Annotated in this window: 30 protein-coding genes; 7 read left to right on the forward strand and 23 right to left on the reverse strand. The window is 70.3% G+C overall.

Annotation, left to right across the window (positions count from 1 at the left end; all coding sequences use genetic code 11):
* Nucleotides 1-52 precede the first annotated feature (52 nt).
* Nucleotides 53-1,345: an MFS transporter gene (locus VFI59_16825; protein ID HET6715361.1), complete on the reverse strand. Its 1,293-nt coding sequence runs from the start codon at nt 1,343-1,345 to the stop codon at nt 53-55.
* A gap of 9 nt (nt 1,346-1,354) precedes the next feature.
* Nucleotides 1,355-2,806: an Asp-tRNA(Asn)/Glu-tRNA(Gln) amidotransferase subunit GatB gene (gene gatB, locus VFI59_16830; GenBank protein HET6715362.1), complete on the reverse strand. Its 1,452-nt coding sequence runs from the start codon at nt 2,804-2,806 to the stop codon at nt 1,355-1,357.
* Nucleotides 2,807-2,859: 53 nt separating this feature from the next.
* Between gatB and VFI59_16835 the strand changes: the two genes are divergently transcribed.
* The 4 genes from VFI59_16835 (at nt 2,860) to VFI59_16850 (ending at nt 4,002) form a co-directional block, all read left to right on the forward strand.
* Complete coding sequence (locus VFI59_16835) at nt 2,860-3,066, forward strand: hypothetical protein (GenBank protein HET6715363.1); 207 nt, start codon at nt 2,860-2,862, stop codon at nt 3,064-3,066.
* A 5-nt stretch (nt 3,067-3,071) separates the two neighbouring features.
* A complete protein-coding gene (locus VFI59_16840) occupies nt 3,072-3,221 on the forward strand; it encodes a hypothetical protein (GenBank protein ID HET6715364.1) in 150 nt (49 codons plus the stop codon).
* Nucleotides 3,222-3,257: 36 nt separating this feature from the next.
* On the forward strand, nt 3,258-3,401 hold the full coding sequence (locus VFI59_16845; GenBank protein ID HET6715365.1) for a hypothetical protein: 144 nt from the start codon (nt 3,258-3,260) through the stop codon (nt 3,399-3,401).
* 220 nt (nt 3,402-3,621) lie between these two features.
* Nucleotides 3,622-4,002, forward strand: a complete 381-nt coding sequence (locus VFI59_16850) for a nuclear transport factor 2 family protein (protein HET6715366.1) — start codon at nt 3,622-3,624, stop codon at nt 4,000-4,002.
* Nucleotides 4,003-4,023: 21 nt separating this feature from the next.
* Here VFI59_16850 and VFI59_16855 read toward each other — a convergent pair whose 3' ends face one another.
* The 5 genes from VFI59_16855 to VFI59_16875 all read right to left on the reverse strand — a co-directional run bounded on the left by VFI59_16855 (nt 4,024) and on the right by VFI59_16875 (nt 7,189).
* Nucleotides 4,024-4,536, reverse strand: coding sequence for a GrpB family protein (locus VFI59_16855; protein HET6715367.1), 513 nt, complete (start codon nt 4,534-4,536; stop codon nt 4,024-4,026).
* A 263-nt stretch (nt 4,537-4,799) separates the two neighbouring features.
* Nucleotides 4,800-5,114, reverse strand: a complete 315-nt coding sequence (locus VFI59_16860) for a hypothetical protein (protein ID HET6715368.1) — start codon at nt 5,112-5,114, stop codon at nt 4,800-4,802.
* A 320-nt stretch (nt 5,115-5,434) separates the two neighbouring features.
* Complete coding sequence (locus VFI59_16865) at nt 5,435-5,923, reverse strand: GNAT family N-acetyltransferase (protein ID HET6715369.1); 489 nt, start codon at nt 5,921-5,923, stop codon at nt 5,435-5,437.
* 41 nt (nt 5,924-5,964) lie between these two features.
* Nucleotides 5,965-6,540 (reverse strand): GrpB family protein, encoded by a 576-nt coding sequence (locus VFI59_16870; protein HET6715370.1) that lies wholly within the window; start codon nt 6,538-6,540, stop codon nt 5,965-5,967.
* Between the two features lie 265 nt (nt 6,541-6,805).
* Nucleotides 6,806-7,189 (reverse strand): hypothetical protein, encoded by a 384-nt coding sequence (locus VFI59_16875; GenBank protein ID HET6715371.1) that lies wholly within the window; start codon nt 7,187-7,189, stop codon nt 6,806-6,808.
* Between the two features lie 148 nt (nt 7,190-7,337).
* Between VFI59_16875 and VFI59_16880 the strand changes: the two genes are divergently transcribed.
* On the forward strand, nt 7,338-8,342 hold the full coding sequence (locus VFI59_16880) for an EamA family transporter (protein HET6715372.1): 1,005 nt from the start codon (nt 7,338-7,340) through the stop codon (nt 8,340-8,342).
* A gap of 69 nt (nt 8,343-8,411) precedes the next feature.
* Here the strand turns inward: VFI59_16880 and VFI59_16885 are convergent, their stop codons facing one another.
* The 8 genes from VFI59_16885 to mnmA all read right to left on the reverse strand — a co-directional run bounded on the left by VFI59_16885 (nt 8,412) and on the right by mnmA (nt 17,073).
* Nucleotides 8,412-9,584, reverse strand: coding sequence for a hypothetical protein (locus tag VFI59_16885; GenBank protein ID HET6715373.1), 1,173 nt, complete (start codon nt 9,582-9,584; stop codon nt 8,412-8,414).
* 75 nt (nt 9,585-9,659) lie between these two features.
* Nucleotides 9,660-11,129 (reverse strand): Asp-tRNA(Asn)/Glu-tRNA(Gln) amidotransferase subunit GatA, encoded by a 1,470-nt coding sequence (gene gatA / locus VFI59_16890; GenBank protein ID HET6715374.1) that lies wholly within the window; start codon nt 11,127-11,129, stop codon nt 9,660-9,662.
* On the reverse strand, nt 11,126-11,419 hold the full coding sequence (gene gatC / locus VFI59_16895; GenBank protein HET6715375.1) for an Asp-tRNA(Asn)/Glu-tRNA(Gln) amidotransferase subunit GatC: 294 nt from the start codon (nt 11,417-11,419) through the stop codon (nt 11,126-11,128). The genes gatA and gatC overlap by 4 nt, the downstream gene beginning before the upstream one ends.
* A 24-nt stretch (nt 11,420-11,443) precedes the next feature.
* Nucleotides 11,444-12,244 carry a DUF4328 domain-containing protein gene (locus VFI59_16900; protein HET6715376.1) on the reverse strand — a complete coding sequence of 267 codons (801 nt, stop codon included), beginning with the start codon at nt 12,242-12,244 and terminating at the stop codon, nt 11,444-11,446.
* 1 nt (nt 12,245) lies between these two features.
* Nucleotides 12,246-13,172 (reverse strand): tetrahydrofolate dehydrogenase/cyclohydrolase catalytic domain-containing protein, encoded by a 927-nt coding sequence (locus tag VFI59_16905; protein HET6715377.1) that lies wholly within the window; start codon nt 13,170-13,172, stop codon nt 12,246-12,248.
* A gap of 6 nt (nt 13,173-13,178) precedes the next feature.
* Nucleotides 13,179-15,236, reverse strand: coding sequence for an NAD-dependent DNA ligase LigA (ligA, locus tag VFI59_16910; protein HET6715378.1), 2,058 nt, complete (start codon nt 15,234-15,236; stop codon nt 13,179-13,181).
* A complete protein-coding gene (locus VFI59_16915) occupies nt 15,233-15,871 on the reverse strand; it encodes a hypothetical protein (protein HET6715379.1) in 639 nt (212 codons plus the stop codon). Before VFI59_16915 ends, ligA begins: the two co-directional genes overlap by 4 nt.
* 125 nt (nt 15,872-15,996) lie before the next feature.
* Nucleotides 15,997-17,073 (reverse strand): tRNA 2-thiouridine(34) synthase MnmA, encoded by a 1,077-nt coding sequence (gene mnmA / locus VFI59_16920; protein HET6715380.1) that lies wholly within the window; start codon nt 17,071-17,073, stop codon nt 15,997-15,999.
* Nucleotides 17,074-17,267: 194 nt separating this feature from the next.
* Here mnmA and pabB point away from each other — a divergent pair, with 194 nt between their 5' ends.
* Nucleotides 17,268-19,040: an aminodeoxychorismate synthase component I gene (pabB, locus tag VFI59_16925; protein ID HET6715381.1), complete on the forward strand. Its 1,773-nt coding sequence runs from the start codon at nt 17,268-17,270 to the stop codon at nt 19,038-19,040.
* A gap of 17 nt (nt 19,041-19,057) precedes the next feature.
* On the opposite strand, the gene VFI59_16930 is transcribed toward pabB, so the two are convergent.
* The 4 genes from VFI59_16930 to VFI59_16945 all read right to left on the reverse strand — a co-directional run bounded on the left by VFI59_16930 (nt 19,058) and on the right by VFI59_16945 (nt 21,509).
* Complete coding sequence (locus tag VFI59_16930) at nt 19,058-19,237, reverse strand: hypothetical protein (protein HET6715382.1); 180 nt, start codon at nt 19,235-19,237, stop codon at nt 19,058-19,060.
* Between the two features lie 233 nt (nt 19,238-19,470).
* Nucleotides 19,471-19,671, reverse strand: a complete 201-nt coding sequence (locus VFI59_16935; protein ID HET6715383.1) for a hypothetical protein — start codon at nt 19,669-19,671, stop codon at nt 19,471-19,473.
* Between the two features lie 163 nt (nt 19,672-19,834).
* Complete coding sequence (locus VFI59_16940; GenBank protein ID HET6715384.1) at nt 19,835-20,605, reverse strand: enoyl-CoA hydratase-related protein; 771 nt, start codon at nt 20,603-20,605, stop codon at nt 19,835-19,837.
* A gap of 13 nt (nt 20,606-20,618) precedes the next feature.
* Complete coding sequence (locus VFI59_16945) at nt 20,619-21,509, reverse strand: NAD(P)H-binding protein (GenBank protein ID HET6715385.1); 891 nt, start codon at nt 21,507-21,509, stop codon at nt 20,619-20,621.
* 77 nt (nt 21,510-21,586) lie between these two features.
* Here VFI59_16945 and VFI59_16950 point away from each other — a divergent pair, with 77 nt between their 5' ends.
* Complete coding sequence (locus VFI59_16950; GenBank protein ID HET6715386.1) at nt 21,587-22,027, forward strand: Fur family transcriptional regulator; 441 nt, start codon at nt 21,587-21,589, stop codon at nt 22,025-22,027.
* On the opposite strand, the gene VFI59_16955 is transcribed toward VFI59_16950, so the two are convergent.
* From VFI59_16955 to VFI59_16970, 4 genes are read right to left on the reverse strand one after another with little or no spacing between them, the layout of a single operon-like run.
* Complete coding sequence (locus tag VFI59_16955) at nt 22,024-22,821, reverse strand: ATP-binding cassette domain-containing protein (GenBank protein HET6715387.1); 798 nt, start codon at nt 22,819-22,821, stop codon at nt 22,024-22,026. The genes VFI59_16950 and VFI59_16955 overlap by 4 nt on opposite strands.
* Nucleotides 22,818-23,585 carry a cobalt ECF transporter T component CbiQ gene (gene cbiQ / locus VFI59_16960; protein ID HET6715388.1) on the reverse strand — a complete coding sequence of 256 codons (768 nt, stop codon included), beginning with the start codon at nt 23,583-23,585 and terminating at the stop codon, nt 22,818-22,820. Before cbiQ ends, VFI59_16955 begins: the two co-directional genes overlap by 4 nt.
* Before the next feature lie 19 nt (nt 23,586-23,604).
* On the reverse strand, nt 23,605-23,952 hold the full coding sequence (locus VFI59_16965; protein HET6715389.1) for a PDGLE domain-containing protein: 348 nt from the start codon (nt 23,950-23,952) through the stop codon (nt 23,605-23,607).
* Nucleotides 23,949-24,647 (reverse strand): energy-coupling factor ABC transporter permease, encoded by a 699-nt coding sequence (locus VFI59_16970; GenBank protein HET6715390.1) that lies wholly within the window; start codon nt 24,645-24,647, stop codon nt 23,949-23,951. Before VFI59_16970 ends, VFI59_16965 begins: the two co-directional genes overlap by 4 nt.
* Nucleotides 24,648-24,770 lie beyond the last annotated feature (123 nt).

The following is a 24,770-nucleotide window of genomic DNA, read 5'->3' on the forward strand; positions in this document are numbered from 1 at the left end:
CCGGCGGGCGCGCGTCGAGCAAGCTTACGTCGCAACCTCAGAACGGTCCTCGTCAGGGTGGCGGCGGCATCGAGGGCGGTCGGGAGTCGTCGGCGGCGCGGGCGCGCGCCCGCAGCACCGTGCCGACCCCGAGCACGCCGTAGAACGCCGCCAGGATCAGGATGCCGACCCGGAAATCGATCGAGAGCAGCACCGGCGCGAAGGCTCCCGCCACCCACGCGACCTGGAACATCACCTCGTACCGGACGAACACCCGCCCCTGGGCGCCGGGCGGGGCGTGACGCTGCATCAGGCTCTGGAACGCGAGCCGGCTGAACTCCGCGGCGGCGCCCGCGACGAACGCGAAGACGGTGAGCAGCGGCAGCCCGAACAGCTCGAACGCGAGCACGGCGCCGATGCACGCTGCGCTCACCGACGCGACCACCACCGCCTCCTCCCGGGTGGTGCGCGGCACGCGCGGCGCCACGACATCGGCGACGAACGTGCCCAGCACCCCGGCCCCGGCCAGCACCGCGAACCAGTACAGGGGCTCCCCCGCCTCCCGGAGCGAGAACGCGAGCAGGAACAGCAGGAAGCCGCTCGCCGCGCGCATGCCGACCGCCCCCACCGCCGGCACCGCCAGGGCGGGCACGGCACCCCGACGCCCGAGCTCCCGGCGCCGCGGGGGCGGGGTGCCCGGATGCGGAAGGCGCAGCGTCAGCAGCGCCGACACCGCGTACACGGTGGCGGCCGCATAGATCGCGGCGGTCGAGTCGCCGAACCAGATCGCGGCGAACGCGATCGGCGCCGCGAGGATCGCTCCGACCGCCGCGAGCCGGCCGAGGCGCGCGTTGGCCTGCATCAGGCCGTCCCCCGGACCGGCGTAAGCGATCGTGAGCCCGTTCTTCGTGATCGCGTGCACCTTGGAGAGCACGAGCAGCGCGAGGGCGGTCGGGAACAGCACGAGGGTGTCGAAGCGGGGCGCCGCGTAGACGGCGATCGCCGCCCTGCCTGCGGCCGAGACGAACGCGATCAGCCGGCGCGGTCCGGCTCGGTCGAGCACGGGCACGAGCAGTGGCCCCGCCAGGGCGAGCGGCAGCATCGTGATCCCGAGGTAGGCGGCCACGCGCAGCTTCGCCTCGCCGACGGGCAGCGAGAAGAAGACCGAGTCGGCCAGGGCGATCGCGAGCATCGCGTCGCCCGCCACGCTCGTGAAGTGGTTCAGCGCGTAACTGTCGATCGGATCGGTCGAGCGCCACATGCGCACGAACGGATGCACGGCGCCGCGCGCCAGGCTCGAGATGCCGTAGAGCGCCAGCTGCCACAGCGGGATCCGCTTCGGTCGGCCCGCCGGAGTCCCGGCCACCGCGAGACCTCAGCCCTGCAGTCGCTCGCGCAGCAGCTCCTGCGCCAGCTTGGGGTTCGCGGACCCACCCGAGGCCTTCATGACCTGCCCGACGAGGAAGCCGATCACGCTCTCGTTCCCGTCGCGGAACTTCTGCGCCGCGTCAGCGTTCTCGGTGAGCACCCCGTCGACGATCGAGCCGAGCTCGCCGCTGTCGGACACCTGGCGCAGCCCCGTGCGCTCGACGATCGTCTCGATGGCGTCGCCGGTCTCGGCCGCCTCCTCGAGTGCCTGCTTGGCGCCCGTGCCGCTGATCGAGTCGTCGCCGAGCATCTCGAGTAGATCGGCGATGTGCTGCGGGGTTACGCGGGCGGCGGCGTTCGCCCCGTGCTTGTTCGCGAGGCCCGCGAGGTCCTGCGTGATCCAGTTCGCGGCCGCGACCGGGTCCGCACCGAGCTCGACGGTCGCCTCGAACGTCGCCGTCGAAGCGCGGTCCCCCACGAGAACTCGCGCGACCTCGGGCTTCAGGCCGTGCTCACCGACGTAGCGCTCGCGCCGAGCCCTCGGCAGCTCGGGCAGCGCCGCCCGCAGCTCCTCGATCCACTCGGCCGAGGGCTCGATCGCCGGGATGTCGGGCTCGGGGAAGTACCGGTAGTCGAACGCTTCCTCCTTCGAGCGCATCGACGCGGTCGCGCCGGCGTCCTCGTTCCAGTGGCGGGTCTCCTGCACGATCGTCTCGCCGGCCTCGAGCGCCTTCGTCTGGCGCGAGATCTCGTAGACGAGCGCCCGTTCGAGCGAGCGCACCGAGTTCATGTTCTTGATCTCGACCTTCGTGCCGAACACCTCGGTGCGCACCGGCCGCATCGAGATGTTCGCGTCGCAGCGCAGCGAGCCCTCTTCCATGCGCACGTCGCTGACGTCGAGCGACTCGAGCGTGGCGCGCAGCTCGCGCAGGTACGCGCCGGCCTCCTCGGGCGAGCGGATGTCGGGCTCGCTCACGCACTCGACGAGCGGCACGCCGGCGCGGTTGAAGTCCACGAGCGCGGCGTCGGCGTCGTGGATCCGTCCGCTCGGGCTGCCGTGGGTCGTCTTGCCGGTGTCCTCCTCCATGTGCACGCGCGTGATGCCCACGCGGCTCGTCGTGCCGTCAGGCAGCTCGACGTCGAGGTGCCCCCCCACACAGATCGGCAGGTCGTACTGGCTGATCTGGTAGTTCTTCGGCATGTCCGGATAGAAGTAGTTCTTCCGGTGGAAGAGCGAATGCGGCGCGATCTCGCTGCCGAGCGCGAGACCGATCGTGATGATGCGCCGGATCGCTTCGCGGTTGGGCACCGGCAGGGAACCCGGATGCCCGAGGCACACCGGGCAGACGTTCGTGTTGGGCGGCGCGCCGAACGTGTTGCGGCACCCACAGAACATCTTCGTCTCGGTGCTGAGCTCGACGTGGCACTCGAGCCCGATCACGGCCTCGTACTCGGTCATGCGGCCCAGCCTACCGGCCTGCATGCCCACCCGTTCGGGGATACCCTCGTGCGGTGAGCGGGTACGGCGGACTGGGCGGCCACGAGGGCCACGGCGGCGTCCCGGCCGGCGGGCACGGCTACTTCAGCACGCCCGGGCGCGCCGGTGACGTCGCCGACGAGCTCCGACGCACCCGTGGCCCACGCAGGCCTCGCGATCCGAAGCGGGGTTGGTGGCGGCGGTTCTGGCGTCGCGACGATCCGCCCGGATCGGGGTCGTGAGATCGATGAGGGTCACGCTCCTTCCCGTCGACGACGCGAACCGGCGCGCGCTCGAGGCCCTGCGCGTCTCCCCGGAGCAGGAGCGGTTCGTCAGCACCGTCTCGGACTCGTTGCTCGAGGCCGCCGAGGAGCCTGACGGCCGAGCGATCGCGTAGGGCGTCTACGCCGACCGGACGCCCGTCGGCTTCGTGATGATCAGCGACGAGGTGGGCGCGCCGGGCTACATCCCGCAGTACCTGTGGAAGCTGCTGATCGACGACCGATACCAGCGACGCGGGTACGGCACCGCGACGCTCGACCTGATCGCGCGCACTTCAGGGGTCGACCCGGGGTGAACGAGAAGTGGACGAGCGCCGGCCAGGGGAGACGGCAGCCCGATCCCGTTCTACGAACGCTACGGCTTCGTCCGCACGGGAGAGGTCGTCTTCGACGACGAGGTGCTGTTGCGCCTGGACCTCACCGAGAGCTCGGGACGCCCTGTGGAGAACGCGCCGTGATTCGCCAGTGTTCGCCTGTGTACCGGACGAAACCTGTGCTCTATGAGGAGGTCGAGTCATGTCGAACGAGCGAACCCCCCACATCCCTCTGCGGGTGCTGAACGGGTTCAACGACCACGACATCGATGCGATCATGGCGAACTTCGCCGAGGGCTGCGTCTTCGAGTCTCCTCGTGGCCCGGACCCGTGGGGGCGCAGGTTCGTCGGTAGAGCAGAGGTTCGTCGTGGACTGGCAGCTCGCTTCGAGGGGATCCCCGACGTCCACTACGGTGAGGACGATCACTTCGCGACCGGATCGCGCGGGGTCTCCGAGTGGACGATCACGGGCACCGAGGTCGGCGGAGATCGGATCGAGGTTCGGGGTTGCGACCTCTGGACCTTCGGCGATGACGGTCTCATCGTCAAGAAGGACAGCTTCTGGAAGCGCCGCGAACCCTAGGCGGAGCGGGCAAGCGATCGTCTAGGTTCCCGCGGCATCTCCCCTCGTCGAGCCCGCTTGACGGACGACTTTCCGCACATACGAGGATTTCGCTTCAGCGTAGGCGGTTGCGTCGCTGTGCCGGCCGGCAAGTGCCAGCTTCAGCTCTTCGTATCGGCGTGCCTCATCGGGATGCGATCGAAGGTAGTCGCGGAAGGCGATCATCATGGACGCATCCGCGGCACCTTCCTCCACGACGTGCACGTTGAACGCCACACCTCCGCGAGAGCCCTTGAAGAGGACGTGCACGTCGTCCCGGTGATGATGGGTATAGCCGAGTGACGCGAGGGGAGATCGATAGACGGCCTCCGGGTCGTAGCGCTCCACGAGGATGAGGACGTCGATCGTCGGCTTCGCCACGATGCCCGGGACCGCGGTCGACCCCACGTGCTCGACACGCAGACCCCTCGGACCGAGCGCCCGTCGGATCTCTTCCGCTGCGGTCTCGTAAAGGCCGGCCCACGCGGGATCGTGCGGCAGCAGTTGGATCACCATCTCGCCACCCTATTGAGATGGCACGGACGGGTGCGCGCCGATCACGTCGCGACCGATCCCGCGGAGTCTCCGATCCCGCTCGTGGGGCCGATCGAGGTCGCTTGAACTCCACGCCGATCGCAAAGCCTGACCAGGCGATTCCTTCGAGCAGCGACGCATCACGGCGCGTGACGCTGGAGTGCGTGAGCGCTCGGAGATGCCCCTGGAGAGGCTATCCGATAAGAAACGCCGGACGGCTGTGAAGCCCGCCTTGAACGTCCCTCCTAGCTGAAGCTGGGCACCGGGCTCAAGAGCTCGCTGTAAGTGGGTCGGACGGAATCGATCGCCCAGATCTTGCCACCCAGGGCCATCAGGTCCGGCTCCGTGAACATGTGGGTACTCTCCCGCTCGAAGGCCGCAAGGTCCGGGTAGTCGAACTCGGCGATGACCTCGGTCTCACCGGCCAACGGCATCCAGAACGTGCCTTGTGTCCAACCCTTGTCAGCCAGGAGCTTGTTGAACTCATCGCCCAGCCTTAGGAGCTCGATCCAGGCTTCCTGCGACTTCGGGAAGAAGTGCATCCGCTGTCGGTACAACATGGCTCCTCCGATCTCCGAGGGCCGACTCGCACCAGGAACCGATCCCTGAGAGGGGCGCGAGTTCCCGCCGCCTCGGCCCTCCACCACTGGTGGCCTCCGTTCTGCTTCGCGCCCTCCTTACCTCACCCCCTCCAGTTAGGGTCCCTCCCGCTAGGCGGCCTGCGCCCAACGCGACCAAAGCCAACGTAATCCGTTGGGTTCGTCTCGAGCAGGGTCATACGACCTTCAAGGGCCGGGCACTGAACCAAGGGACGCGTCCGTCGGGGAACATGCACGCCCTGATGCGCGAGTGCTCGGGAATGTCCCCCGAGGAAGCGAGGCTATGAGTCGAAGGGCAGACTCATGGCGACTCCGTACCACCCTCGTCCTGCTGCGGCGACCTTGAAACCTGCCCGGATGTAGAGTCGGACGGCGGGGTTGAGAAGGTGCACGTTCAACGCCAACGCGGGAAAATGGCCGCGCGCTCGCGCCACGAGCGCGTCGAGCAGCGCCCGACCGATTCCCCTTCCGCGCTGGTCCTCGACGACGGCTATCGCCAACTCCGGGAGCGGCTTCCCCTTCGGATCGCGTAGCAGCGGCGGTTCGCGCAGCACCCACCAGACCGCGCCGAGGCGCCGTTCGCTCCTGTCCACAGCGACAACCGCCGCATCCATCGAATCGGGCAGGAACGCCACGACCTGGGGATCGTCTGCAGCAGCCAGCGGCTGACCTTCGAGCGTGCAGACCTGCCGGGCCATCTCGACGAGGAACGGGCGATCTTCAGTGGCGGCCGACCGCAGGGCGAAGCAGAGATTCGGGTTATCCGGCATGACGAGTGATCATGGACAGCGTTCGCGCATGTCCCTCGATGTCAATCGGAGTGATCGGATGGCTCCCAGCCCGCCTCCGTTGCCCATGCCTCTGCCGCGCGATAGATGAGGTCGCAGGCCGGGTCCTTCGCGTCCGCATAGGCATCGCTATCGGGAGCCAGCGTCGCCAGCCCGCGCTTTACCTCCGCATACGCGGCGGCAGCGGCAGGGTGCCCGCGGAGGTAGTCACGAACGATGAGCGCGTACCGCTGGTTCGCCCGGCCTGCCACACGCACATGAACATGGGCCTGCCGTCTGCCTTCCGGCTCATGGAAGAGAGCCTTCTGCCACTCCGACGGATCGGCCGAGAGACCGGGCACGACGTGGTCGTCCACGGGGGCACGACGTCGCCATCCCCGTTGCTCCAACATCGAAGCGACCCGGTCGAGCAGACTCTCGTCCACGACGGTGACCTGAACGTCGATCACGTCCTTTGACAGCAAGCCGGGCACGGACGTGGACCCTATGTGATCGACCCGTTGGGCATCCTCGCCGAGGATCGTGCGGAGTTCGCGCTCGATCCGGTCGAACTCGTCGGCCCATCCTTCGTCTGCTTCCCACAAGGTGACAAGGGACATCAGGACCACGTACTCCAGCGTCGGTCGTTGCTTCAACAGGGATGACGATACGTCGTGATGGGCCGGGACCTGAGCGTCATCAGGATCTGAAGCGGGTGGCGCACCCTGCCCGAAACTCCGCGGTCGAGATCTCCCTCTCCCGAACAGCGATCACTCCGTGAGCTGGCCGCTGCAGACCACGTCGTGGTGCTCGGGTGTTCATGAAGCGGATGTCGACACCGACGAGGTCGGTGGGGCGAGAACGCGAGCGACTTGGCTCCCGGGGTCAGATCGTCGCAGCCGCCTTGACGATCTCACCGTTGCTGCGGTCCACAGCGCGGACCCGGATGGCGTCGGGACCTGCCACGTTGGCGACGGTCTTGTCGACCTCGAACTCCCCTTCGTGGTCCGCGATACGGGTGCCCCTGAAGAAGACCGTGCCGTTGTGGCGCATCACGATCCTCCACACGTGCCCGGCTCGCTTGTTCGGGGAGTTCACCTCGAAGTCGACCTCGATGCGGTGCTCCCGGTCGAGTTCGAGCTTCCAGACCGACCCCATCGTGCCGTGGCCGGTCTTCGTCACCTCGACGTCGTCGTTGGCCAGCGCGGCCGGTGCGGCGAGTGTCAGCGCCAAGATCGCCACGAGGCATGAACGGATGAATGCAGACATGATTCGCCTCCTCTCCGTTGCCTCACTGTCAGCGTGGCACCGGATGGACGACGCGAACACCGCGACCGACCTGCACGAGTCGGGACCCGGCTCGGCCCCCTGAGACCATCGGACCGACGCAGCCCGCGGCGGCCTCTATCCTTCCTCGATGTCCGATGTCCCGCACCCGCCGACCGCGAAGGTCTGGACGATCCTCGGCGCCCTCTACTTCGTGTGGGGCACGACCTACCTCGGCATCGAGAAGGTCAACGAGACGGTGCCGACACTGCTCGGGGCTTCGGCGCGATTCCTGTTCGCCGGCACGGTGCTGTTCGCCTGGACGTCGATGCGCACGGGCGAGCGCACGACCTCGAAGCAGTGGCGGGCCGCCGGCATCGTGGGGGTCTTCCTGCTGCTCGGGGGGAACGCGCTCGTGGCGGTGTCGGAGAACATGGGTACGCCGACGAGCATCGTGTCGTTGATCATCGCGTTGATCCCGCTGTGGCTCGCGTTCTTCGACCGGGTCGTGTTCCGCGCGGCGCCCCTCGGTTGGAAGGTGATCGTGGGACTCGTGGGCGGCTTCACGGGGGCGGCCCTCCTCGTGAGCGGCAGCGCCGGCGCGGGCGTGCCGGTCGGCGGCATGCTCGTCGCGGTCGCCGCCACGCTCTGCTGGACGGTCGGGTCGCTGTACGCGCGCGGGGCGCCGCTTCCGAAGGCGCCGCTGCTCGGCAGCGGCATGCAGCAACTGGTGGGCGGCGGCGTGATCCTCGTCGTCGCGCTCTCGATCGGCGAGGGCGCCGACCTCGATATGGACGCGATCTCCAGCTCGTCGTGGCTCGGCCTCGCGTGGCTGATCGTGGCCGGCTCGTTCGTGGGCTTCAGCGCCTACCTGTGGCTGCTGCGCAACGTGCGTACGACGCTCGTCTCGACGTACGCGTACGTGAACCCGATCGTCGCCGTCACGCTCGGCGTGGTCGTGCTCGACGAGGCCCTCACCGGGCGGATCTTCCTGAGCGGCGCGATCGTGCTGGCGTCGGTCGCGCTGATCGTCTCGTCGGGCAGCGCCGCGCGGCAGCCTGAGGACGCCGGCGACCCGGCCGCGGGCGTCGCCCGAGAGATGGCCGAGGAGCACGGCGAGCCCGCGCCCTCCCCCACGGGTCGACCCGAGCACTGACGAGCCCGCCGCTCGACCGACGAGCGATCTCGGTTCCCGGCGGCCGACCGGCCGCCGCACGACCTGCTATCACCCGACCCCCTCGGGCGGCGGCTGCTCCTCGGCGTCGGCGGCTGGCGCGGGTACCTCCGTGGGAGCGTCGACCGTGATCACCCGCGCCGCGGCCGCTTCGGCGCCCAGCACGACCGGGGTCGCGGTGCCGGACACGTCGACGGCGACGACGTCCATCGCCTCGTCGCATCCGGCGACCCCGACCAGCAGCGTCGACGCATCGAGCCACCCGAGCGCGGTCGTGGGCCGATCGGCGTCGGGCAGAGCCGGTCGGGCCACGCGGGGGCCGAGGGCGATCGTCGCGACGCGATCGGCACACGTCTCGCCGACATCGAAAGCCTGCAGCGTCCCCGACGGAGGCAGTCGGAGGTTCCACGCCGCCTGGCCGGCGTCGCCTCGCCACCCGTCGGTGAAGCCGGTGCGGTCGGCGAGGTCCATCGAATGGACCTGGGGATAGTCGCCCGCGTGCTGGGCGGTCCAGACGAGGTGCTGTCCGTCGGACGTGAACGCGATCGAGGTGAACCGTGTCCCGCCCTTCGAGAAGACGAGCGGCACCGGATCGAGCCCCTCGTTCGTCGACAGCCAGATGCGCTGACGTCCGCCGCGATCCACGACGAAGGCCAGGGCGAGTCCGCTGGGGTGATACGCGATATGGAGGTATCGACCGACCGGCAGGTCGTCCAGCCGATCGACGCGCCCGTCGTCCATGAACCGCTTCTCCGGCGGGCGCGAACCGGGGGTCGCGAACACCAGGGCGAGGCCGAGGGGGTGGCCCCAATCGAAGGCGCGCACGCGCTGACCGGTCGCCCGCAGGTTCGGATCGTCGCCCTCGACACCCCGGATCTCGAGGTCGCCAAGGAGCACGCGGTCGCCCTGCGGTCCCCAGGCGAACGGTCCCGCGTCGGGAACCTCGAACAGACAGCTGAGGCGTCGCCCGGAGGGATCGACCACCCATGCCTTCCCCTCCGCCACGAATGCCACGGTCTGCTTGGCCTTCGTCGAGCCGCCGACGCACGATCCAGGGATCGGATCGCCGTTCCCCAGCGCGGCGATCGGCGACGGAGCCGCCGAGGGGCCACCGGTGGCAACCGTGGACCGATCGTCGTCGCCCGCTGGCGGTCGATCGCTCGTACAGGTCGACGCCAGCAACAGCAGAGCGAGGACCAACAGGGTGTTCCGCCGTCCCCGCACGACCCGACCTCCGGATCGAGGGTATCCCCGGGCAGCACCGCGGGCAACGGTCGATGCCTGCGATGCGACGACGCCTCAGGCGGCTGCGAGGAGCGGGGGCCGGAGGTCCAGCCCGAGGTCTGACTCCAGCGTGTGTGCGGCCCGGAACAGGGTGGATTCCTCGAGCGCCGGCGCGGTGAGCTGCAGACCGATCGGCAGTCCGTTCGCGTCGAGCCCGCACGGCACACTGATCGCCGGCACGCCTCCCAGGTTCGCCGGGATCGTGAAGATGTCGTTCAGGTACATCGCCAACGGGTCGTCGGCCTTCGCCCCGATCGGGAACGCGGTCGTCGGCGACGTCGGCGAGACGAGCACGTCGAACCGCTCGAAGGCCGCAGCGTAGTCCTGCAGGATCAGCGTACGCACCTTCTGGGCCTGGCCGTAATAGGCCTCGTAGTAGCCGGCCGAGAGGGCGTACGTGCCGAGCATGATGCGCCGCTTCACCTCGGGGCCGAACCCGGCGCCGCGCGTGCGGAACATCATCTCGATCGAGTCGTCGCCGTCGACGCGCAGGCCGTAACGCACGCCGTCGTACCGGGCGAGGTTCGACGACGCCTCGCTCGGCGCGATCAGGTAGTAGGCGCTGAGCGCATACTCCGCGTGCGGCAGCGACGCCTCGCCCACCTCGGCGCCGAGCCCGGCGAGGCGATCGACGCCCGCGTGCACCGACGCGGCGACGTCGGGCTCCACGCCCTCGCCGAAGGCCTCGGCGAGCACGCCGATCCGCAGGCCCTGAACCCCGGCTTCGAGGCCCTGCGCGTAGTCGGGCACATCGGCGTCGAGGCTCGTCGCGTCGTGGCGATCCTTCCCGGCCATCACGCCGAGCAGCGTCGCGGCGTCGCGCACGCTCCTCGTGAACGTGCCGACGGTGTCGAGCGACGAGGCGAACGCGATCAGGCCGTACCGGCTGATGCGCCCGTAGGTCGGCTTCAGCCCGACGACCCCGCTGAGCGAGGCGGGCTGACGCACCGAACCGCCGGTGTCGGTGCCGAGCGCCCACACGGCCATGCCGCTCGCGACGGCCGCCGCGCTGCCCCCGCTCGACCCGCCCGGCACGGTCTCGAGTGCCCAGGGATTGTGCACGGGACCGAACGCCGAGTTCTCGTTCGAGGAGCCCATGGCGAACTCGTCGCAGTTCGTCTTGCCGACGAGCACCGAGCCGCCGCCCGACAGCCTGGTCCAGGCCGACGCGTCGTAGGGCGGCACGTAGTCGTCGAGGATCTTCGAGCCGCACGTCGTTCGGATGCCCTTCGTGGTGAAGACGTCCTTCAGTGCGAGTGGCATCCCGGCCACGCCCGATTGCGGCGCGCCGGTCGCGAGGTACGTGTCGAACGCCTCCGCCCGCTCGAGCGCGACCTCGGGTGTCGGCGTGAGGAACGCGGCCACGCGATCGTCGAATGCCTCGCGGCGAGCGATCGCCGACTCCGCGAGGGCGACCGCGGAGATCTCACCGTCACGCAGGGCCGCGGAGAGCTCCGTGCCCGTGCGATCGCAGAGCTCGGTCACGACCCGGTCTCCGCGATCTTCGGCACGAGGAACCGCCCGTCGGTCGACGCCGGGGCGTTCGCGAGGGCGGCGTCGTGCGGCAGGCTCGGCTCGGGCTCGTCGTCACGGAACACGTTCACCTTCGGGATCGGCGAGGCCGTCGGCGCGACGTCGTCCGCGGCGACCTCCCCGACCTTCGCGGCGTGTTCCAGGATCACGGCCAGCTGGTCGCGCATCCGCGCCTTCTCGTCGTCGGTGAGCTGCACGCGCGCGAGCTTCGCGACGTGGTCGATGTCGATCTCCACCGGCATGGGCGGCAGTCTAGTCGCGCCGGGTCAGTCGAGGTCCGGGCGCGGCGGTGCGAGGCCGTCCGGCCCCGCCGGGAACGGCGCCGATCCGGCTGGACCGCCCGCGGTGCCGGCGTCGATCGAGCCCTGGTGACGCTCGATGTCGCCGACGACACCCGCTCCGGCGAGCCCCGCGGCCGCAAGGAAGAGGTGCCAGACCCCGATCCCCCATGCGACCGGCGAGAGATCGACGACGTAGGTGGTGCCGCGGACCTGGTCGCCGGCCTCCGCCACCCGAGCGACGATCAGCACCCACGGCCAGATGGCCGCGACGATGCTCGCGACCACGGCCGCCAGGAACAGCGCCCACCAGACCACGTGCAGCCCACGCCGAGGCGTCGACCCGGCCCGCGCGGCGGAGATCGTCGAGAGCTCACGCACACACACGTAGGGCATCACCAGGTTCGCGAAGGGGATGAACCACCAGATCACGGCCATGCCGGGTTTGCGGGTGGGGGCGGGAAGACCGGGCACGGCCCAGACGTTCTCGTGGGCCCGCGCCTGCCAGACGAGCCAGCACACGGCGGTCGCGAGGAACGCAAGGCTGCCGATCCACACCACCGTGCCGATCGCGCCGGGATAGAAGGTCGAGAACGCCGGCTGGGCCGACGACCCCTCGGGGGGCAGGAAGAGGCGCACCTGCCACTCGGCATCGGAGGCCCCTCGCGTGATGGCCACGATGCCCGTGATCGACAGGATGGCCGCGCTCGCGAGGCATGCCCATCTCGCCGCCCGCCCGGGGGCACCCGGCTCTCGGAACCGGTACGTCGTGCCGAACGCGCTCGCCATGTCAGGTCCCCGTCCCGAAGCGCGGTTCCACGTGGGCCGCGATCGCGGCGGCCACCAGGGTGTTCCCCACGAGCCAAACGTCGGTGATCGGCCCCACGCCGCCGGGCACCGGCGTGACCGCCTCGGCCTTGGCCGCGACCGAGTCGAAGTCGAGGTCGCCGGTCAACCGCGTCGCGCCCGTCGCCGGGTCCGGAACCGCGTGGAAGCCGACATCGACGGCGATCACGCCCTCACGGACCATGTCGCCGGTCACGAGCCCCGGCTGACCGGCGGCGACGATCAGGATGTCGGCCTGGCGGGTGGCCTCGGCCAGACGTCCCGATGCCGCCGTCCGGCTGTGGGTGGCGATCACCGTGGCGTGACGTTCGAGCGCGAGCCACTGCGCCGGCTTGCCGACGCTCGTCGAGCGCCCGACCACGACGACGGTGCGACCCTCGTAGAAGCCCGCCGGGTCGGCGCCGGTCGACCGCGCGTAGGCATCGAGCAGGAAGAAGCACGACGCGGGGGTCGACGGCACGAAGCGTGGCCGACCCAGGGCCAGCAACCCCGCGTTCTCGGGATGCTGCCCCTCGACGTCCTTGCGTGGGTCGACCGTCGCGTTCACGACCGCCTCCGGCAGGTGCTCCGGGAGCGGTCGCAACACGAGCACGCCCGTGACGCGCGGGTCGGCGTTGACCTTGCCGATCGTGGCGAGCACGTCGGGCAGCTCCACGGTCGACGGCAGGCGTTCCGACACGTAGTGGTAGCTCAGCCCCTCGGCGAGATGCCGTACGTGGCGCTCGTAGGCGGCGGCCCCCGCGTCGTCGCCCACCGTGATCGTCGCGAGCCCGGGGGTGACCGACGACATTCGCAGCACGCGGAGTTCGTCGTCGATCGACGCCCTGAGCGTCGCCGCGAGCGCGACCCCGTCGATCACGGTCGCGCCCACGCGTGTTCAGCTCCGGCCGAGGCGGCGCACGAACTCGGCCTCGTCGATCACGTCGACGCCGAGCGTCTCCGCCTTCGCGAGCTTCGAGCCCGGGTTCTCCCCGGCCACGACGAATGAGGTCTTCTTCGAGACGCTCGAGGCCACCCTGGCGCCGGCGGCATGCGCGAACTCGGTCGCCTCCTCGCGGCTCATCGTCTCGAGCCCGCCGGTGAGCACGATCGACTGCCCCTCGAGCGGCCTCGGACCCTCGTCGCCCGCACGCTCGTCGGCCATGCGGACGCCGGCGGCCCGCAGCTTCTCGATCAGCGCGAGGTTCTCCTCCTCGTCGAACCACTCACGCACCGTCGCCGCGATCTCGGGGCCGATCTCGGGCACGGCGTCGATCTCGTCCTCGCTCGCGGCCGCGATCGCGTCGATCGAGCCGAACGCGCGAGCGAGCACCTGCGCGACGTGCGCGCCGACGTGGCGGATGTTGAGACCCACGAGCAGCCGCCAGATCGGTCGATCCTTCGACGCTTCGATCTGCGTCAGCACGTTCGTGATCGCCTTGTCCTTGAACCCGGGCAGCTGGGAGAGCTTCTCGGGGTCGAGGGCGTAGATGTCGGCGGGATCCTCGATCAGCCCGGCCTCCAGCAGACGCATCACGGTCATGTACCCGAGGTGCTCGATGTCCATCGCGCCGCGACCGGCGAAGTGGAACAACCACTCGATGCCCTGCGACGGACACCCCCGTTTGTTCGGGCAGCGGTAGTCGGCCTCGCCCTCGGGCCGCACGAGCGACGTGCCGCACGAGGAGCAGGTCGCCGGCATCTTCCACCGCCGGGCACCCTTCTTCCGCTTCGAGAGCACCGGCCCGACGATCTCGGGGATCACGTCGCCGGCGCGCCGGACGATCACCGTGTCGCCCTGCCGGACGTCCTTTCGCCGCACCTCGTCCTCGTTGTGCAGCGTGGCGTAGGTGATCGTCACGCCGCCGACGAACACGGGGTCGAGCACGGCGAACGGCGTGACCTTGCCAGTGCGCCCCGTGTGCACGTCGATCTTCTTCAGCAACGCGGTCCGCTCCTCGGGCGGGAACTTGTACGCGATCGCCCAGCGCGGGGCGTGGCTCGTGGCACCCAGCTCGCGCTGCAGGTCGGTCTGGTCGATCTTGATCACCGTGCCGTCGATCTCCCAGTCCACCGAGTGCCGGTGCGACTCCCAGTGCCGCAGGAACGCCTTGACACCGTCGATCGAGTCGCGCGCCTCGGTGGTCGGTGCGACCGGCAGCCCGGCCTTGGCCGCCCAGTCGAGGAACCCCAGGTGCGAATCGAACATGATGCCCTCGGCATAGCCGAACGAGTGTGCCCACAGCCGCAGCGGTCTCGACGCGGTCACCTTGGGGTCCTTCTGGCGAAGCGACCCAGCGGCCGCGTTGCGCGGATTCGCGAACGCCTTGCCGCCGGCGGCCAGGAGCTGCACGTTCAGCTGCTCGAACGCGCTGACGGGGAAGTACATCTCGCCTCGGATCTCGACGACGGCTGGCGGATCGTCGACCGTGAGCGTGCGCGGGATGCCCTGCACGGTGCGCACGTTCGAGGTGATGTCCTCACCGATGCGTCCGTCACCGCGGGTCGCCGCCTTCGCCAGGCGCCCCCGCTCATACGTGAGCGCGCACGCGACCCCGTCGATCTTCAGCTCGCACGCGTAGCGGGCCTCGGCGCCGACCCCTCGCTCGATGCGCGCCGCCCAGGCGTCGAGCTCCTCGAAGCTGAACGCGTTGTCGAGCGAGAGCATCGGGGCCCGATGGGCGACCGGTGCGAACAGGTCCGCGGGGGCACCCCCCACGGTGATCGTCGGCGAATCGGGCGTCTGCAGCTCGGGGAATCGATCCTCGAGCTCGCGCAGCTCGCGCATCAGCTCGTCGTACTCGGCGTCGGCGACCTCGGGATCGTCGAGCACGTGGTAGCGGTAGCGGTGGTGCTCGATCTCGGACCGCAGCTCCTCGACGCGGAGCTTCGCCTCGGCCCGCTCGCGCTCGTCGGGCGCCCGAGCCGTGCCGGTCGGCCTCGCCCGAGCGCTCACGCGGCGATCTCCACCCCGCCGGCGAGGCCGATCTCGAGGCCGGCGACGATCACGCCCCCGTGCACGCCGGGGACCTGACGCAGGTACTGCAGCGAGCGATGGAAGCCCCCCGGCTTCCCCAGCACCGCCTGCACGCCCGCGGCGGCGGCATCGGCGAGCATGCACGTGTCGGCGATCACTGCGAGCCCGTCCGGGCCGGCTCCTCCGCGGCCGCGGCCGAGCGTCGTGGAGACCCCCACCCCCGATTGCGACGGGGGCAGCGCCACCGTGATCGGTTCGCCGCCACGGCGCTTGACCCCGAGCTTCATGCGCTTGCGGGATCGGATGTGGTAGTCGCCGTCGCAGGCGACCGTCAGCTCGTGCAGCTGCTCCCCGAGGAAGCGCCCCACCTGGTCGACGACCGCCCCTCGGAACGTGAACATCGGCCCGACCCCGGCACTCGTGGCCGCCAGCACCATCTCCTTCACGATGTCGGGCGCGTCGGCCGTGATGCGATCGAGCGGACGCTTGCTCTCGCGGAACGCCGGGTAGCGCAGCGCGTAGCTCTGCAGCTGTTCCCAGAAGCTGAGCGCGGCGGCGCGCGACTCCTCGGCGTAGTCCTCGGGTGCGGAGATGTGCAGCACCAGGTCCTGCACCTGGATGTCGAAGCTCTTGGCGCGGCGCCGCAGCAGCTTCAGGGTGTGTCCCTTCCTCTCGGCTCGGAAGGCGATGATAGCCGAGGCCGCCGACGGCTCCGAACCTGACCGACGAGGGCCGGAGGTCAGCGCAACGACTCGACGATGCGGCCGCCGCCGAGGAGCTCGTCGCCCCGGTACACGACCGCCGCCTGACCGGGCGAGATCGCCCGCTGCGGCTCACGGAACTCCACCCGGAACCCACCTGGCGTCGCTTCCACCAGCGAGGGGACGTCGTCGCCGCGGTAGCGGATGCGCACGGTCGCCTCGAACGGGAAGTCGGCGGGCGGTCCCCCTGCGATCCATGACGGCCGGTCGGCGAGGAGTCCCCCGCGTGCCAGGAGCTCCTGCGGCCCTACGACGACGCGGTTGTGCGCCGCATCGACCTCGAGCACGTAGGCCGGTTCGCCTAGGGCGACGCCGAGCCCCCGCCGCTGCCCGACCGTGAACCCGAACGTGCCGTCGTGCTCGGCGAGGACTCGACCCTCGGCGTCGACCACCTCACCCCTCGGGTGCGTGAGTGCCGGCACCCGCGACCGCACGAACCCGCCCGCGTCGCCGCTCGGCGCGAAACACAGTTCCTGCGAGTCGGGCTTCGTCGCGACCGGAAGGCCGAACCGCTCGGCATGCGCCCGCGTCTGCCGCTTCGGCATGTCGCCCACGGGGAACAACGACCGCGCGAGCTGGCCCTGCCCCAGCATGTAGAGCATGTAGGACTGATCCTTGGCCCCGTCCGCCCCGCGGCGGAGATGCCAGGTGCCGTCCGCGCTCCGGTCGCTCCGCACGTAGTGCCCGGTCGCCACCATGTCGACGCCGAGCTCGTCGGCTCGCCTGAGGAAGGCGCCGAACTTGATCTCGCCGTTGCACCGGGCGCACGGGTTCGGCGTGCGGCCCGCCTCGTGCTCGGCGATGAAGTCATCGATCACCCGCCGATCGAACTCCGCCGTCATCTCCGCGATCTCGAACGGGAACCCGCCGATCCGCGCCACCGCATGGGCATCGGCCAGCGCGGCCGGACCGCAGCAGCCGTGCTCGACTCCGTCGAGAACGAGCCGCATGTGCGACCCGATCACCTCGTACCCCTGCTCGGCGAGGAGGCACGCGGCGACGGACGAGTCGACACCGCCCGACATCGCGACCAGCACGGAACCCTTCGACGCCATGACGACAAGGCTACCGTCGGAACCGCGGTCAGCCCGACGTGCACGATGGCCGCGAATCGAACACGCGGGCCGGCGCCAGGCTCGATCCCGGCAGCTCGTCGAACAGCACGTCGCCGGACGGCAACACGGCGGCGTGGACGCCGATGACCCCAGTGAAGGGGCCCCGTCAATGGCCGTACCGCTATCGTTCCGGCATGATCGAGGCGCGCTTCGACGACCTGACGGGCGCCTCGGACTCGTTCCGCCTGATCGGGCCGGCGGGCGTGCTCGAGGCGCTGCGGGTCGACGAAGTCGCGGGCGTGATCGCGGCAGCGGAGAGCGCAGCCGCTCGGGGTATGTGGGTCGCGGGCTTCGTCGCCTACGAGGCGGCGCCGGGCCTCGACCCCGCGATGCGTGTGCGGGACGGGGCAGGCGACGATCCCTTCGCACGGCTGCCGCTGGCGTGGTTCGCCATGTTCGAGGATCGCGAGCGCACCGTGCTACCGGAACCGCAGGACGGCCCCCCTCGGACCGGGACCGACGCGTGGCGCCCCTCGGTCGATCGCGACTCCTACGACGCCGCGATCGTCCGCATCCGCGAGCACATCGCGGCCGGCGACACCTACCAGGTCAACCACACGCTCCGGTTGCGATCCAGGGTGGAAGGCGACGATCGTGGCCTCTACCGGGACCTGTGCTACGCGCAGCGGGGCGCGTACGCCGCCCACCTGAACCTCGGGCGCTACCGGGTCCTCTCGGCCTCCCCGGAGTTGTTCTTCCGCATCGACGACGGCCGCATCACGACGAGGCCGATGAAGGGCACCGCGCGCCGGGGGCGGTGGTCAGCCGAGGACGACGAGGTCGCGGCCGGCCTGCGGGGATCGGTGAAGGATCGCGCCGAGAACGCGATGATCGTCGACCTGCTCCGCAACGACATGGGGCGGGTCGCTCGCACGGGCACCGTGACCTGGAGCGACGTGTTCGACCTCGAGCGCTACGAGACCGTGTGGCAGCTCACCTCGACGGTCTCGGCCGACCTCGAGCCCACCGCGTCGCTGGTCGACGTCTTCCGGGCGCTCTTCCCGTGCGGCTCCGTCACGGGGGCGCCGAAAGTCCGGACGATGGAGATCATCGCCGAGCTGGAGGATTCTCCGAGAGGCGTGTACTGCGGAGCGATCGGGGTCCTCTCCCCGCGCGGTTCGGACGCTCCCGCCGCGCGGTTCAGCGTGCCGATCCGCACGGTGGTGCTCGATGCCGACAGCCACACCGCCGAGTACGGGGTCGGGGGCGGCATCACGTGGGGGTCGAGCGCCGAGGGCGAGTACGACGAGACGGTCGCGAAGGCGCAGGTGCTGACGGCCAAGCGGCCGCGGTTCGAACTGTACGAGACGCTCCGCCACGACCCTGGGGAGGGGTTCCGCCACCTCGATCGGCACCTCAGGCGTCTGCGGGAGTCGAGCGCCTACTTCGGGTTCGCGTACGACGAACGAGCCGTGGTGACGGCCCTGCAGCAGGCGGCGGCGCGCTTCCCCGACCGGCCAGCCCGGCTCCGGGTCTCCGTCGACCGCCGAGGCGCGGTCGACGTGGGCGCCACCGCGCTCGTCACGTCAGCGGAACCCGTTCGCGTGGCGGTCGACCGCGGCCACCCCGTGGACCACGCCGACCCGATGATGTTCCACAAGAACAGCCTGCGCGGCGTCTACGAGGAGGCGAGGGCCCGCCACCCCGACGCCGACGAGGTCCTGCTCATGAACGACCGGGGAGAGATCACCGAGGCCACGATCGCCAACGTCGCCGTCGCTCTCGATGGGCAGTGGGTGACCCCGCCCCTCGACGCCGGACTGCTGCCGGGCGTGGGCCGTGAAGTCGCGCTCGAGGAGGGATGGCTGGTCGAGGGCACCGTGCAACTCGACGACCTAGACCGGGCCGACGCGATCGAGCTGGTGAGCGACGTCCGCGGGCGACGACGCGTGCTGCTGGTCGAATGAGGCCGTGCTCGGGCCGGCTATTCGGGGTCGACCGGGGCCCTGGCCCCCGGGAAGCGGAACGGGTGCACGGTGTGCTCGTCCAACGGGCAGGCGCACAGCGGGCAGCGAGGCGGCTCCTCGTAGACGAGCACGGTTCGCTCGCAGTACGGGCAGGCGCCCTCTCGCATCGCAGGAGGCTCGGCGATCTCGTTCGTCATAAAGGGTTCCACGCTCGGGGGGAGCGGTCTGCACCCTGCATCGGCACCACCCGCGGCTACCTTGAATCGGGGATACCTGAGGGCTGCACCCTGTGCGCGACAGAACATCTGAGGAACTCAAGGGATCCCCCGCTGTACGCCGTCCGGGGGAACCCTCGAACGGCCGACCCCGGAACGGAACGAGGCCCTCCGGGGGAGGGCCTCGTGGTCGGGGTCGATCGTCGGCGGGTGTTTCAGGCGGCCTTCCGGCTCTTGCGCTTGCCGCGAGGCACGTAGCTGTGCACCGGTTCGTGCTGCCAGCAGAACTGCCACTTGTTGTAGCGCGAGAGCTTCGTGTCGCAGCCTCGCTCGGCGCAGACGCGATCGCCCGCGTACTGGCGGTTCGGACGCGGGAGCGTCCGGACGGCCGCGCCCCGGTACCTCTCCTCTGCCACGTCGTTCACATCCTTTCGGACGGGACCGGCGGACGGCTCGGGGTGTCGGTCCCGCTTTGCACGTTCTTCGAACGGCGAACGGCATCGGTTCATTCCGCGACGTGAACGGAGTGTGACTGCATAGGTTCGGAGGCCAGGAGGTCGGGAACCGATGCAGGCCGGGTCAGGCGCCGAAGCGCGGATCGCGCTTTTCCAGGAACGCCCGCATGCCCTCGCGCTGGTCGGCCGTGCCGAACAGATCCAGGAAGAGCCGACGCTCCCGCGCAATGCCCTCAGGACCGGACGAGACGAGCGCGGCCCCGATCGCGGCCTTGGCGGCCGCGAGCGCCTGCCGCGGACCGCGGGCGAACGCCCGAGCCGCCTCGACCGCCGTGGGAAGCACGTCGGCCGCCGGTACCACGCGGTCGGCGATGCCGAGGCGGCGGGCCTCGTCGGCCCGCACGAGACGCCCCGAGTAGACGAGGTCGCGGGCGCCGCTCGGACCGATCATCTGGGTCAGGCGTTGCGTCCCCCCGGCTCCGGGGATGACCCCGAGCGTGATCTCGGGCTGGCCGACGGTGGCGTCGTCGGCCAAGAACCGCAGGTCCGCCCCAAGGGCGAGCTCGAGCCCTCCGCCGAGCGCGAAGCCGTTGACGGCCGCGATCGAGACCTTGGGGATCTCAGCGAGGAGGTCGGACGCCGCGCCGAGCGCGTCGACGGTCGGCCGCACCTCGTCGGGGCCCCACTCGGCCATCGCTTTGATGTCGGCGCCCGCGGCGAAGATGCGCTCGCCACCCCACAGCACGAGGGATCCGACCTCATCGCGGTCGGCCGCCTCACGGATCGCGTCGTTGAGCTCGGTCGCGAGCTGAAGATCGATCGCGTTCGCCGGTGGCCGGTCGAGCCGGACGATACCGACAGCGTCGTCGACCTCGAGCCTCACGGAGTCGCCCATCGTGGCGGCGATGCTACCGGGCCGCGGCGTCGGCCGTCGCCGCCGAGGCGACGGCCGACCGCATGGCGTCGGCGAACGGCGTCGTGGAGAGGCCGAACCGCTCGGCTGCATCGGGTGCGTCCGAGCGCGCCGACGTGATGAGAGCGTCGACGACGTGGCGACTGACCGGGCGCTCGAACAGAGTCGAGAGGCGAGAGCGCGCCGTCTCGCCCTCGAGATGGTCGGGTCGGGCGGCGGGGCCGGCGAGCAGCGCGAGCACCTCGTCGGCGGCCACCACGTCGGGACCCTCGAGGCCCCAGATACCGGCGAGGTCCTCGTCGAGGTCGTCGGCGACCGCGAGGGTAGCGGCGAGGTCACCGACGGCAACCGGCGCGACCCGCCGTCGGCCGGACCCCCAGACGATCGGTGGCACCTGAAGCGCGCCGGCCACCGTGGCGGCGAACCAGAGTGAGCCGGCGCCCACGACCGGGGCGCTCCGGATCACGGCATGTTGCAGGCCCGACGTGACCACGACCTCTTCTGCGAGACCCTTGGCTCGCAGGAACGGCACCGCCGACGCCGGCGAGGCTCCCGGAACCGAGACGAACACGATCCGCCGCACCCCCGCCTCTCGAGCGGCGGTCACCGCTCGCACGGTCGAACCGTGGTTCGCGGCGAGCAGGGCGTCGTCGTCGACCTGGTCGGGTCCGCCGACCAGATGCACGAGCGTGAACACCCCTCGGAGCACCTCTGCGAGATCGTCCGCCTCGTCGAGCCGGCCGATCGTGACCTTCGCCCCGAGCGCGCGGAGCGGTTCCGCGGCGTCGGGATCGCGGATCGCGACCCTCACCTCGTCCTTTCGGGCGAGCAGCGGCACGAGGGCGTGCCCGACCGGGCCGGAGGCCCCGGTGACCATGACCGTCATGGCTCGATGCTACCGAGCGGCCATGCCAAGCACCTGCAACGGGCGTTGCACCTGCAACGCCCTGCTACTATCGGCGCGTGGAACGCACCGGACACGACTACGCCGACGTGATGGATCAGCTGCGCAGCAGGGGGCTTCGAATGACCCCACAGCGACGGGCGATCGTCACCGAGGTCATGCGCACCCAGGGACACATCTCCCCCAGCGTGATCGCCCGCAAGGTGCAGGGCGAGATGCCGGGCGTCAACGCCTCCACCGTCTACCGCACGCTCACCCTGCTCGAAGATGTCGGCGTGTTGTCCCACTCCCACCTCGAGACCGGCGCCGAGTACCACAAGACCGAGGAAGCAGAGCACGTGCACCTCACGTGCGGACGATGCGGCAAGGATGACCCGCTCTCACTCGCAGAGGCCCATGCCCTGCAGGATCTGATCCGGCGACACCATGGCTTCGAGGCCGACCTGACCCACTTCGCGATCACGGGTCGGTGCGCGACCTGCGCCGCGAAGGCGGGCTAAGGCTTCCGCGTCTCGCCCCGGGCCCGCTCGGCCTCCGCCAACGCGGGGAAGAACCCGAACGGCAGCTCCAAGCGGTTGGCCGCCATCAACGCCTCGTCGGCGAGCACCTCCGCCGTAGCCCCGTCGGCGACGACCCGCCCACCGTTCATCACGAGGGAACGTGGGCACAGCTCCAACGCGTAGGGGAGGTCGTGGGTGACCATCAGCATCGTGATGTCGAGCGTTCGCAGGATGTCGGCGAGCTCCCGGCGGCTCGCAGGGTCGAGGTTGGACGACGGTTCGTCGAGCACCAGGATCTGCGGCCGCATCGCGAGCACGGTGGCAACAGCCACCCGCCGTCGCTGCCCGAAGCTCAGGTGGTGGGGCGCGCGGTCTGCGAAGGCCTCCATGCCGACCGACCTGAGCGCCTGGACGACGCGTTCGTCGAGGTCTTCACCTCGCAGGCCGAGGTTCGCGGGCCCGAACGCCACGTCGTCGCGGACCGTCGGCATGAACAGCTGGTCGTCGGGGTCCTGGAAGACGATGCCGACGCGGCGTCGCACCTCCTGCAGGTGCTCCTTCACGACCGGCAGCCCGCCCACGCGCACCGATCCGGCCTGCGCCGCGTGCACCCCGTTCAGGTGCAGCACGAGCGTGGTCTTGCCGGCTCCGTTGGGACCGAGCAGCGCGACCCGCTCGCCGGACCCGATCGAGAGGTCCACGCCGAACAGCGCCTGTGTACCGCCCGGATAGGCGAACGCGAGGTCGTTGACCTCCAGGGCCGGTCCGGTCACGGGGTCCCTGGACTCGGTCATGCCTGCTGCATCCACGCGATCGCGCAGATCGGCAACGCCGCAGCCGGGAGGATCGACGCCGTGAGCCACTGCCGCGCATTGGCGTGGGCCTCACCCATCTCCGGCATCGAGCCCGAGTAGCCGCGTGAGACCATCGCGAGGTAGACGCGCTCGCCGCGCTCGTACGCCCGGATGAAGAGCGCCCCGGCGCTCTGCCCGATCGCCTTGGTCTGCCAGATCCACCGGCCCTCGAACCCTCGCGACTGGCGCGCGATCCGCATGCGGCGCATGTCGTCGGCGATCACGTCCATGTAGCGCACCATGAACGAGGCGATCGACGTGAACGCCCTCGGGACCCGCAGCCGGTCGAACCCGGTGAGGAACTCCGCCATCGTCGTGGTCGCGGCGAGCAACGAGCTCGCGAGCACGCCGATCGTGGCCTTCGCGAGGATGTTCCAGGCCCCCCAGAGCCCCTCGACCGAGAGCGAGACGCCGAGCACGTCGACGCGTTCGCCCTGGCCCACGAACGGCAGGAAGAACGCGAAGGCGACGAACGGGATCTCGATCGCGAGGCGGCGCAGCAGGAACGTCGCCGGGATCGACGCCCACGCGGCGGCGAGGAGCACGAGGGCTGCGAAGATCCCGAAGGCCCAGAACGCCTCCCGAGGGGTGGCCACGACGATGAGCACGAAGAGGAACTGCGCGACGAGCTTCGTCTCCGGCGCCAGCCGGTGCACGACGCTGTGGCCGTGGAAGTACAGCGCGTGCGCGTGACTGCCGCTCACAGGAACACCGGTCCCCTGCTCAGCCGGCGGTGGCGGGCGACCTCGCGTCGTGGTCGTCCTCGGATCGCGGGCGCCGGGCGTGGACGATGCCGAAGAGCACGAGGGCGATGCCGCCCGTGATCGCGACGCCGATGATCCCCGAGAGGCCGGTGCCGAGCGACTCGTCGCCGACCCCCTCCACCCCGTAGCCGGCGAGAGGACTGTCGGCGAGATCGTGGTCCTCGGCCGTCTCGATGAAGCCCTCGTTGGTCGCCACCTTCTCGAGGCCGTCCGGGCTCGAGCTGGCGAGCGGGCTCACGAAGAAGGCCAGGCCGAGGGCAACGATCAACCCACCGACCACGATCGCGACGATGCCCGTGCGGGTCATCGTCGGGACCCCTCGACCGCGAGGTCGGAGCCGAGCTGCAGCTCGGGCACGAGATCCTGCGCCCCGTACACGAGATCGGGGCGCACGGCGACCACCGCTCCGACCGTGAGGGCCGTGATCAAGCCTTCGCCGATCCCGATGAGGAAGTGCACTCCCAGCATGGCCGTGAGCACGGTGCTCAGCGGCGCATCGCCGGTGCCGCCGATCGCGTACAGGATCGTGAACGCGAACGCCGCGACCAGCACCGAGAGCAGTCCCGCGAAGAACGACGCGGCGACGACGGAGCCGCGGTTGGCGGGGAGGAACCTCCTGATGCCCAAGAAGATCGCGAGCCCGCTCCATCCGGGGATGATCGAGATCAGCAGGATGTTGGTGCCGAGCGCCGTCAGCCCCCCGTCTGCGAACAGGAGCGCCTGCACCACGAGCACGATGGCGACCGCGATCGTGCCGGCCCACGGGCCGACCATGATGCACGCGAGCGCCCCGCCGAGCAGATGCCCGCTGGTGCCCGCGGCGACGGGGAAGTTCAACATCTGCACCGCGAAGACGAAGGCGGCCACGAGCCCCGCCATGGGTGCGAGTCGATCGGAAAGCGACTCCTTGGCCCGCATCAGGGAATAGCCGATGCCACCGGCCGACACCATCCCGGTCGCGACCGAGACCCCTGCGCTCAGGAATCCATCAGGTACGTGCACCGACCAAACCTCCCGCCCGCACGAGCGTGTACATCCGTAATGTTGCAGTTGCAACGGGCTGCATGAAGCTCCCTCGAGGCTACCGAGCGCTGGTCGCATCCGTCAATGCCGGGAGCACACGTG

Source organism: Actinomycetota bacterium (assembly GCA_035697485.1).
Lineage (GTDB): Bacteria > Actinomycetota > UBA4738 > UBA4738 > HRBIN12 > JAOUEA01.

Coding starts and splice junctions, on each gene's coding strand:
- gatB (HET6715362.1), bottom strand. CDS start 2,806: ATGACCGAGTACGAGGCCGTGATCGGGCTCGAGTGCCACGTCGAGCTC.
- VFI59_16840 (HET6715364.1), top strand. CDS start 3,072: ATGAGGGTCACGCTCCTTCCCGTCGACGACGCGAACCGGCGCGCGCTC.
- VFI59_16845 (HET6715365.1), top strand. CDS start 3,258: ATGATCAGCGACGAGGTGGGCGCGCCGGGCTACATCCCGCAGTACCTG.
- VFI59_16850 (HET6715366.1), top strand. CDS start 3,622: ATGTCGAACGAGCGAACCCCCCACATCCCTCTGCGGGTGCTGAACGGG.
- VFI59_16855 (HET6715367.1), bottom strand. CDS start 4,536: ATGGTGATCCAACTGCTGCCGCACGATCCCGCGTGGGCCGGCCTTTAC.
- VFI59_16860 (HET6715368.1), bottom strand. CDS start 5,114: ATGTTGTACCGACAGCGGATGCACTTCTTCCCGAAGTCGCAGGAAGCC.
- VFI59_16865 (HET6715369.1), bottom strand. CDS start 5,923: ATGCCGGATAACCCGAATCTCTGCTTCGCCCTGCGGTCGGCCGCCACT.
- VFI59_16870 (HET6715370.1), bottom strand. CDS start 6,540: ATGTCCCTTGTCACCTTGTGGGAAGCAGACGAAGGATGGGCCGACGAG.
- VFI59_16875 (HET6715371.1), bottom strand. CDS start 7,189: ATGTCTGCATTCATCCGTTCATGCCTCGTGGCGATCTTGGCGCTGACA.
- VFI59_16880 (HET6715372.1), top strand. CDS start 7,338: ATGTCCGATGTCCCGCACCCGCCGACCGCGAAGGTCTGGACGATCCTC.
- gatC (HET6715375.1), bottom strand. CDS start 11,419: ATGCCGGTGGAGATCGACATCGACCACGTCGCGAAGCTCGCGCGCGTG.
- VFI59_16900 (HET6715376.1), bottom strand. CDS start 12,244: ATGGCGAGCGCGTTCGGCACGACGTACCGGTTCCGAGAGCCGGGTGCC.
- mnmA (HET6715380.1), bottom strand. CDS start 17,073: ATGGCGTCGAAGGGTTCCGTGCTGGTCGCGATGTCGGGCGGTGTCGAC.
- pabB (HET6715381.1), top strand. CDS start 17,268: ATGATCGAGGCGCGCTTCGACGACCTGACGGGCGCCTCGGACTCGTTC.
- VFI59_16930 (HET6715382.1), bottom strand. CDS start 19,237: ATGACGAACGAGATCGCCGAGCCTCCTGCGATGCGAGAGGGCGCCTGC.
- VFI59_16940 (HET6715384.1), bottom strand. CDS start 20,605: ATGGGCGACTCCGTGAGGCTCGAGGTCGACGACGCTGTCGGTATCGTC.
- VFI59_16945 (HET6715385.1), bottom strand. CDS start 21,509: ATGACGGTCATGGTCACCGGGGCCTCCGGCCCGGTCGGGCACGCCCTC.
- VFI59_16955 (HET6715387.1), bottom strand. CDS start 22,821: ATGACCGAGTCCAGGGACCCCGTGACCGGACCGGCCCTGGAGGTCAAC.
- VFI59_16965 (HET6715389.1), bottom strand. CDS start 23,952: ATGACCCGCACGGGCATCGTCGCGATCGTGGTCGGTGGGTTGATCGTT.